Here is an 878-nt window from a genome sequence, read left to right as displayed (position 1 = left end):
AAATTAAAGCCTTGCCCCGCAATAGGATGCAGGGTCTGAGCAGCGTTCCCCACTAACACGACTCGATGACTAACAGGGTTAAGCGCCTTACGTAATACCAATGGATAACAATGACGCTTACCGGCCATGACGATTTCGCCTAGCCGCCAGCCGAATGCTTGCTGTAATTTATCCTTGAATGTCTCATCATCCCAAGACCTGATTGTGTCAGCTTGTTCTTGCTGATGACACCAAACCAATGAACTACGGCCTTGTGACATTGGCAACAAGGCTAATGGGCCAAATTCCGTAAAGCGTTCAAAGGCTTGGCCTTGTGGGTCTATGGCGGTTTTCACATTCGCGATAATAGCCACTTGCCCATAATCGTCCTGTTGCCATTGCATATGGCAGGCTTTACCCATCGCGGAATGGCTGCCATCCGCAGCAATCAGTAATTCCCCTGTCACCTTATCTCCATTATCCAAGGTGACCGTCACAATCTCTTGTTCACGATAAACATTTTCTACTTTTGCAGGGCAATAAAGGGTTACACCGGGGGCTTTACGTAACAATGAAAATAGGCGGGCACCAGCTTCGTGCAGTTCAATAACATTGCCTAGAGCTTCGATATGATATTCATCGGCTGCGATATTCACAAAACCAGCATGGCCTCTATCGGACACATGAACATGATTAATGGGGGTCACACAACCCGCTAAAGCAGGCCAAACGCCTATTTTTGATAACGACTGGCAAGTACCGTGAGCTAGCGCAATCGCACGTGCGTCGAATCCCGGATGTTTGCCATCAGGCAAAGCTGCCTCGATTAATGAAACCGATGATTTTCCTTGGCTAAGGGATGATATCGCCAGTGCTAATGTTGCACCCGCCATACCGCC

Annotated in this window: 1 protein-coding gene; it reads right to left on the bottom strand. The window is 48.4% G+C overall.

Translation table 11 applies throughout. From position 1 onward, the window contains the following. Nucleotides 1-878 (bottom strand): 2-octaprenyl-6-methoxyphenyl hydroxylase (ubiH, locus tag A9O67_RS12975; RefSeq protein WP_156682247.1); only part of this gene is annotated, 878 nt, incomplete at both ends.

This window comes from Tepidimonas fonticaldi (assembly GCF_001675355.1).
GTDB classification, from domain to species: domain Bacteria; phylum Pseudomonadota; class Gammaproteobacteria; order Burkholderiales; family Burkholderiaceae_C; genus Tepidimonas; species Tepidimonas fonticaldi.
This window is presented reverse-complemented; position numbering and strand designations above follow the sequence as displayed.